Here is a 6,542-nt window from a genome sequence, read left to right as displayed (position 1 = left end):
TGGATGCGCAGCATGGTTTCCAGAGGATAGGGTTTTCTACCGCCGCCGGCCTTGGGGTAGAACGGTTCGATCAGCTCCAGCAGGCCTGCCCAGGGCACCACCTGATCCATTTCGGCGAGGAAGCGCTCTCGGCGGGTTTGCTTGCGCTTGCCGGCGTACTCAAAGTCGGAAAAGCTCATCTGGCTCATGGGCGGCTCGGATCAGGTGTTGCGGGGATTCTCGCATAACTGAAGGCTTGTTCGGAGATTCCTTAGGTATGCCGCCGAGTACGACGGCGTTGTCACCGACAATCCCCCCTCTACACTAACTTAGACGGCAGTCGATGGCTGATTTGGCTCACGGTTCAGCCAGCCACACCAGCGCTCTTTAATAATTAAATATCATCAGCAATGGCTCAGCGTCGCCAATGCAAGTACGTCGTATCTTGATCACGCCAAGCTTGGCTTCCTGTCCACGCTTCACGCTAATCAAAGGAGTGCATAGAGCAGCACGAATATGACGTGCTCAACCAACGCATCACCACCACCCGCCCGGATGGCCACAAAGTCAGCTGGCTGACCTACGGCAGCGGCCACCTGCTGGGCATGCGCCTCGACGAACACGAACTGATCGGCTACGAGCGCGACGACCGCGAAGTCGTCCGCCACCAGGGCAACCGCCTGCTGCAAACCCAGCAATGGGACTCGGCCGGGCGCCTGCTGGATGAAAAAACCCAACAGCACCAACGCCCGCTGGACCAGGACGCCAAGCGCAACAAACTGATGGACAACCTGCTGCGCGAATACGCCGGCACCCACTACGAATACGACGAACGCGGCAACCAGACCCGCCGCTGGCACAACGGCCAGCAGAGCCGCCTGCACTGGGACCTGTTCGACCGCCTGGTACGCTTTGAAGACAACCGACTGCGCGTCGACTACGCCTACGACCCGCTGGGAAGACGCCTCTACAAATACTCCAACGCCCACCACCCACACCGAAACGAAGCGGGCTCGCAGTGGAACCGAAACGAACAGGCCCGCAAACAGCGCGAACTGGGCTGCGGCTTCATCCTGTTCGGCTGGGACGGCGACACTTTGGCATGGGAAAGCAGCCCTGCACAGGCTGACGGCGCCAGTGGCAAAACCGTTCACTACCTCTACGAACCCGGCACCTTCGTCCCCGTGGCCCAAGCCCTGCGTCACCAACCGATGCGCCTCTTGGCCCAGCTGAGTTACACCGGTGCCTACTACATCGATAAAGACCCGCTGTGGACCCACACCCCGCAAGCGCTGCCGATAGACGTACTGGCGTGGTACCAGTGCGACCATTTGGGTACGCCACAAGAACTGACCGACCACACCGGCCAAATCGCCTGGAGCGCGCAGTACAGCGCGTGGGGGGGAAGTCAAAGAACAACGCTCCAGCCCTGGTTAACTGCTTGGGTTATCCAATGTTCGGATATGCGTCGGTGAACCTCCCCCAAATTTTTATACCCGTTTATTCGATCCGGGTCTGGCCCGTGAAGACCAGCGTGTTGCGGCATTTACGGCACAGGTACCGTCGGCCTTTGTTGACCAGTCCGTGGCGTTGGGCGGTAAAAGGGAAGTCGCTGTCCGGGCAGGGGCAACGATAGATATAACGGGTGACGCTACGGCGTTTGATGTCATACGTATGGCAGCGGTTGGGCGGCAATTCGTACACCCCGCGCATGATCAATTGCCACTCTTCTCCATGGGCCGCTATGCGGTCGCCAAACAGTTGATGGGCGATCAGGTGCGCGACCTCGTGGGCCACGGTTTGCTTGAGGAAATCGTCGCTGTTTTCGCGGTACAGCTGTGGATTGAAGCGCAGCAGGTTTTCATGCAGATGCGCCACGCCCGCCTTTTGGCCGCGCAGCTTGAAGCTGACCACGGGGCGTTTGAAAGGTCGTTTGAAAAACGCTTCGGCTTGTTTGAAACAGTCTTCAACGCGGGTATTGAGCAACTCGGGCATGCGGTTCGGTTCTCCAGAGCCCGCGATTATGCCGCAAGCCTGAAGCAGGCGAAGGGTCAAAGTGCCGAGCGGTTCGCCCGGCTGTACATCCTGTAGCCGCGGGCACAGGACGCGGCTACAGGATGCGCTTGTCAGTTGGTGTAGACCGGGCCGACGCCCAACCCCCAAACGATCACGGTAAATGCCATGATCGCTACCAGCACCACCAGACCGACCGCCAGCACCGAACTCGAAAACAAAAAGCCTTCATCAGGGTCGATGTTCATGAAGGTGGGCAGGCCGACATACAGCAAATACACGGTGTAGCAAATCGCAGCCGTGCCCACGACCATACCCAGCCACATGTGCGGATACAGCGCCGCCAGCCCGCCGATAAACAACGGTGTGGCGGTGTACGTGGCGAAGGCGACACACCGCGCCAGGCTGGGTTGGGCATCGTAGGTGCGCGCCATCCAGTGAATGAATGCGCCCATTACGCCGACCCCCACCAGCATCGACAAGTAAGACATGACTGTCATCCACAGCGCGCTGTCAATGGTGAGCATCACCGGGGCCCGGTTGCCGATGACCCACCCGACCTGGGTGGTGCCGATAAACGCCGAGATGGCCGGGATCGCGGCCAGGATCAGGGTATGGGTGAGGTACATGTGGCTGATGCTTTCTTCGGCATCACTGCGGATTTGCCGCCACTCTTGATCGGGGTGGGTAAAGAGGCCCACAACGTGATGGATCATGGCTGTCGCTCCTGTAATGAAACGCATCGCCCCCAGTGGGACGCGTACCGGTCGCGCAGCCAGACACTATGAGTTTCAAGCAGGGCTTGCGGCCTTAAGTCGCAGTATAGGAAACCTTCCGGCTCATGAAGCCAGGGCCTTAGAGCATATTGTGCTGTCAGTCCGGCGCGTAATTGCGGTCACGTCTTATGGGCGGACAGAGGGGGTTCGTGCGCGGGCGCTTTAAGGGTAAAATCGCCGCCTTTTTGTCTTAACTCGCGGAATTGAAGCGCTATGGGCACTCTTTCGGTCTCTCAAATTAAACTCCAGAAACGCCTGCGCCGATTGACCGGTGAGGCCGTCGCCGACTTCAACATGATTGAAGACGGTGACAAGGTGATGGTCTGTCTGTCGGGCGGCAAAGACAGCTACACCTTGCTCGACGTGCTGTTGCACTTGCAGAAAGTGGCGCCGATCAGCTTCGAAATCGTTGCCGTGAACATGGACCAGAAACAGCCGGGCTTCCCGGAAGATGTATTACCGGCCTACCTCAAGACGTTGGGCGTGGAATACCACATCGTTGAAAAAGACACGTACTCGGTGGTCAAGGAACTGATTCCGGAAGGCAAGACCACGTGTTCGCTGTGCTCGCGCTTGCGTCGCGGCACGCTCTATACGTTTGCCGATGAAATCGGTGCGACCAAGATGGCATTGGGGCATCACCGCGACGACATCGTCGAGACGTTCTTCCTCAATATGTTCTTCAACGGCACCCTCAAGGCGATGCCACCCAAGCTGCTGTCCGACGACGGCCGTAATGTGGTGATCCGTCCGCTGGCGTACTGCAACGAGAAAGACATCCAGGCGTACTCCGATTTGCAGCAGTTCCCGATCATCCCGTGCAACCTGTGCGGCTCGCAGGAAAACCTGCAACGTCAAGTGGTCAAGGACATGCTTCAGGAATGGGACCGCAAGACGCCGGGCCGCACCGAGAGCATCTTCCGCAGCTTGCAGAATGTGATCCCGTCCCAGTTGGCCGACCGCAGTCTGTTTGACTTCGCCAGCCTGAAAATCGACGAAACGGCCACGCCGCGCTTCGTCAATTTGCTGAACCTCTAGGCCTGAACAGGGCTCTGATCCCGAAGTGACACCCTATTTGCCAAGAGGAGAGGGCATGCGCGACTACAAATGGCTGCACGAATATTGTTTGAACCGCTTTGGTTCGGCAGCCGCGCTCGAAGCCCGGTTGCCGGTGCCGCGAACGGCCGCGCAATTGCGGGCGATTCCCGACGACCGTTATCTCTCGACCCTGGCCCTGCGGGTCTTTCGTGCCGGGCTCAAGCACAGCGTGGTCGACGCGAAGTGGCCCGTGTTCGAAGAGGTGTTTTTTGGTTTCGATCCGGAAAAAGTAGTGCTGATGGGCGCAGAACACCTGGAGCGACTGATGCAGGATGCGCGGATCATTCGCCATTTGGGCAAGCTTAAAAGCGTGCCGCGCAATGCACAGATGGTGCTCGACATCGCTCACGAACACGGCAGCTTTGGCGCATTCATCGCTCAATGGCCGGTGACTGACATTGTCGGGCTGTGGAAGTATCTGGCCAAACACGGGCATCAGTTGGGCGGTCTGTCGGCGCCTCGGTTTTTGCGCATGGTCGGTAAAGACACGTTCGTGCCCAGCGATGATGTCGTGGCTGCATTGAATGCGCAGAAGCTGGTGGACAAGGCGCCCACCAGCCTGCGGGATCTGGCGATTGTGCAAAATGCGTTCAACCAGTGGCACGCCGAGAGCGGGCGGCCGATGTGCCAGCTGTCACAGATGCTGGCACTGACCGTCAATCATTGACCTGAGCTCGCCGGTGCGGCGCAAGGTGGACGGCTATTCCCCTGCCAGCCGTCGATCCAGCTGATGGCGCCAGCGCACAAACAGCATCGCGCTGACAAACACCGCCACACTCCCGGCGATCTCCAGCAGGCCGAACACTTGCCGATTGGGATCGAACGCCGCCAAGGCGCCTTTGATCAGGTACAGGTTGATTACATAACACGTGAAGGAATGGCCCCGCGGATTGCCGATCAGTATGCCCGGCACCAGGAACATCAGCGGCACCAATTCGATCAGCAAAATCACCCATGGGCGTGCGCCGTGCAAGTCGGCGAACATCAGGTAATACACGCACAGCAAGCCGATAAAGCCAAAGAAACACACCAGGCTCAAGACGCGCATCAAGCGCACCCGAGGTTGTAGCCATTCGATGGACGGCAACACTTTGGGCTTTTTAGCCACGGGGGGTCTCCAGTTTCAACGCGATGCTGGCCAGACGCTGACCGAGGGCGCGGCAAAGGGCGATTTCGTGTTCATCCAGCCCGCGTTTGCCATCGGCGCCGGCGTGGTGACTTGGCCCGTAGGGCGTGCCGCCCGCAGTGGTCTGCAACAACGCTGACTCGCTATAAGGCAGGCCGGTAATCAACATGCCGTGGTGCATCAGCGGCAGCAGCATGGACAGCAGGGTGGTTTCTTGACCGCCATGCAGGCTGGCGGTGGAGGTGAACACGCCAGCGGGTTTGCCCACCAGTGCGCCGGTCAGCCACAAATTGCTGGTGCCATCGAGAAAGTACTTCAGGGGCGCGGCCATGTTGCCGAAACGGGTCGGGCTGCCCAGTGCCAATCCTGAACAGTGCTTGAGGTCATCGAGGCTGGCGTACATCGCGCCTTCTGCCGGAATCGTCGGGGCAACGGCTTCGCACTCGGTGGAAATGGCAGGCACCGTGCGCAAGCGCGCTTCCATGCCGCCCTGTTCAATTGCGCGTGCGATATGCCGGGCCATGTCATGGGTAGACCCGTTGCGGCTGTAATACAGAACCAGAATGTAAGGCGCGCTCATGGCAAGATCTCCAGTACGTTTTCAGGCGGTCGACCGATGATTGCGCGGTCGCCCGCCACCAGAATCGGGCGTTCGATCAATTTGGGGTGAGCGGCCATGGCGTCGATCAGCTGCGCGTCGCTGAGGCTGTTGTCGGCCAGGTTAAGGGTTTTGTATTCATCTTCGCCGGTGCGCAACAGCTGGCGGGCGCTGATCTTCAGCTTGGCCAGCAGGTCGGTCAATTCATCAGCGGTGGGTGGTGTTTCGAGGTAACGCACCACGGTTGGCGTCAGGCCGCGGGCTTCAAGGAGTTCGAGCGCACCGCGGGATTTCGAGCAGCGCGGGTTGTGATAAAGCGTCAGATCGGTCATGTGCGGGTCGCATCTTGGGTAAGGTGGCGGCTATTCTACCCGCCTGACGGCCGCGCCTGAACCTTGTGCGGTAATTGGCCGCCGTCCCCCGGTTATTTGTGTGTCTTATCGAGAAGGATCAACGCATGTTTAAGCGACTCATCGCGCTCGCTGCCATCACTGCCACGTTAATGCTGGCGGGTTGCGGCAATGATTACGGGGTGGACCAACACGGCGAAAAAGTGGCGTCCGAGCGCCTCGACAAGCAGTGGAAGGTCATCAACTACTGGGCCGAATGGTGCGGGCCGTGCCGGGTCGAGATCCCGGAACTCAATGCGCTGGAAAAACAGCTGCAAGGGCAGTCCGTGGGGGTGTTCGGGGTGAACTTCGATGGTTTGCAAGGCAAGGAGCTGAGCGATGCAGCCACCGCGTTGGGGATTACCTTCACGGTGCTGGCTCAGGACCCGGCTGAGGTCTTTGACTTGCCGCGCAGTGAAGCGCTGCCGGTGACCTACATTCTCGATGAGAAGGGCAAAGTGCAGGCGCAGTTGATGGGTGAACAGACCGCCGCAGGGGTGATGGCCAAGATCAAGGAACTGCGCGGGCATTAAGCACGGTAGCCGCCTTGGGCTGCGGCTACC

General features: G+C 59.4%; 10 protein-coding genes. 4 read left to right on the top strand and 6 right to left on the bottom strand.

Going from position 1 to position 6,542, the window contains the following annotated elements:
• The coding region (locus HBN61_RS18565; RefSeq protein ID WP_524539063.1) for a transposase at positions 1-188 on the bottom strand (188 nt) is incomplete at its 3' end.
• 312 nt (positions 189-500) lie between these two features.
• Here HBN61_RS18565 and HBN61_RS18560 point away from each other — a divergent pair.
• On the top strand, positions 501-1,454 hold the full coding sequence (locus HBN61_RS18560; RefSeq protein ID WP_524539082.1) for an RHS domain-containing protein: 954 nt from the start codon (positions 501-503) through the stop codon (positions 1,452-1,454).
• Between the two features lie 25 nt (positions 1,455-1,479).
• Here HBN61_RS18560 and HBN61_RS18555 read toward each other — a convergent pair whose 3' ends face one another.
• Together HBN61_RS18555 and HBN61_RS18550 are read right to left on the bottom strand one after the other, a co-directional pair.
• Complete coding sequence (locus HBN61_RS18555) at positions 1,480-1,974, bottom strand: SprT family zinc-dependent metalloprotease (RefSeq protein WP_170047547.1); 495 nt, start codon at positions 1,972-1,974, stop codon at positions 1,480-1,482.
• 131 nt (positions 1,975-2,105) lie between these two features.
• A complete protein-coding gene (locus tag HBN61_RS18550) occupies positions 2,106-2,708 on the bottom strand; it encodes a Yip1 family protein (RefSeq protein ID WP_094994708.1) in 603 nt (200 codons plus the stop codon).
• Positions 2,709-2,981: 273 nt separating this feature from the next.
• On the opposite strand from HBN61_RS18550, the gene ttcA reads away from it, so the two are divergent.
• Complete coding sequence (gene ttcA, locus HBN61_RS18545) at positions 2,982-3,806, top strand: tRNA 2-thiocytidine(32) synthetase TtcA (RefSeq protein ID WP_094994709.1); 825 nt, start codon at positions 2,982-2,984, stop codon at positions 3,804-3,806.
• A gap of 55 nt (positions 3,807-3,861) precedes the next feature.
• Complete coding sequence (locus HBN61_RS18540; RefSeq protein WP_094994710.1) at positions 3,862-4,533, top strand: DNA-3-methyladenine glycosylase I; 672 nt, start codon at positions 3,862-3,864, stop codon at positions 4,531-4,533.
• Between the two features lie 33 nt (positions 4,534-4,566).
• On the opposite strand, the gene HBN61_RS18535 is transcribed toward HBN61_RS18540, so the two are convergent.
• The 3 genes from HBN61_RS18535 to arsC are packed head-to-tail and all read right to left on the bottom strand — an operon-like array spanning position 4,567 to position 5,922.
• Positions 4,567-4,974 (bottom strand): DUF2069 domain-containing protein, encoded by a 408-nt coding sequence (locus HBN61_RS18535; RefSeq protein ID WP_170047545.1) that lies wholly within the window; start codon positions 4,972-4,974, stop codon positions 4,567-4,569.
• Positions 4,967-5,572 (bottom strand): NAD(P)H:quinone oxidoreductase, encoded by a 606-nt coding sequence (gene wrbA, locus HBN61_RS18530; protein ID WP_094994712.1) that lies wholly within the window; start codon positions 5,570-5,572, stop codon positions 4,967-4,969. The genes HBN61_RS18535 and wrbA overlap by 8 nt, the downstream gene beginning before the upstream one ends.
• Positions 5,569-5,922 carry an arsenate reductase (glutaredoxin) gene (gene arsC, locus HBN61_RS18525; RefSeq protein WP_094994713.1) on the bottom strand — a complete coding sequence of 118 codons (354 nt, stop codon included), beginning with the start codon at positions 5,920-5,922 and terminating at the stop codon, positions 5,569-5,571. Before arsC ends, wrbA begins: the two co-directional genes overlap by 4 nt.
• 125 nt (positions 5,923-6,047) lie before the next feature.
• Here arsC and HBN61_RS18520 point away from each other — a divergent pair, with 125 nt between their 5' ends.
• Positions 6,048-6,512 (top strand): TlpA disulfide reductase family protein, encoded by a 465-nt coding sequence (locus tag HBN61_RS18520; RefSeq protein ID WP_094994714.1) that lies wholly within the window; start codon positions 6,048-6,050, stop codon positions 6,510-6,512.
• The last annotated feature ends 30 nt before the right edge of the window (positions 6,513-6,542 follow it).

Origin of the sequence: Pseudomonas sp. WS 5071, from assembly GCF_012985765.1 — a bacterium.
GTDB lineage: Bacteria > Pseudomonadota > Gammaproteobacteria > Pseudomonadales > Pseudomonadaceae > Aquipseudomonas > Aquipseudomonas lundensis_A.
The sequence above is the reverse complement of the archived record's forward strand: the minus strand, read 5'-3'. Positions and strand labels throughout refer to the sequence as shown.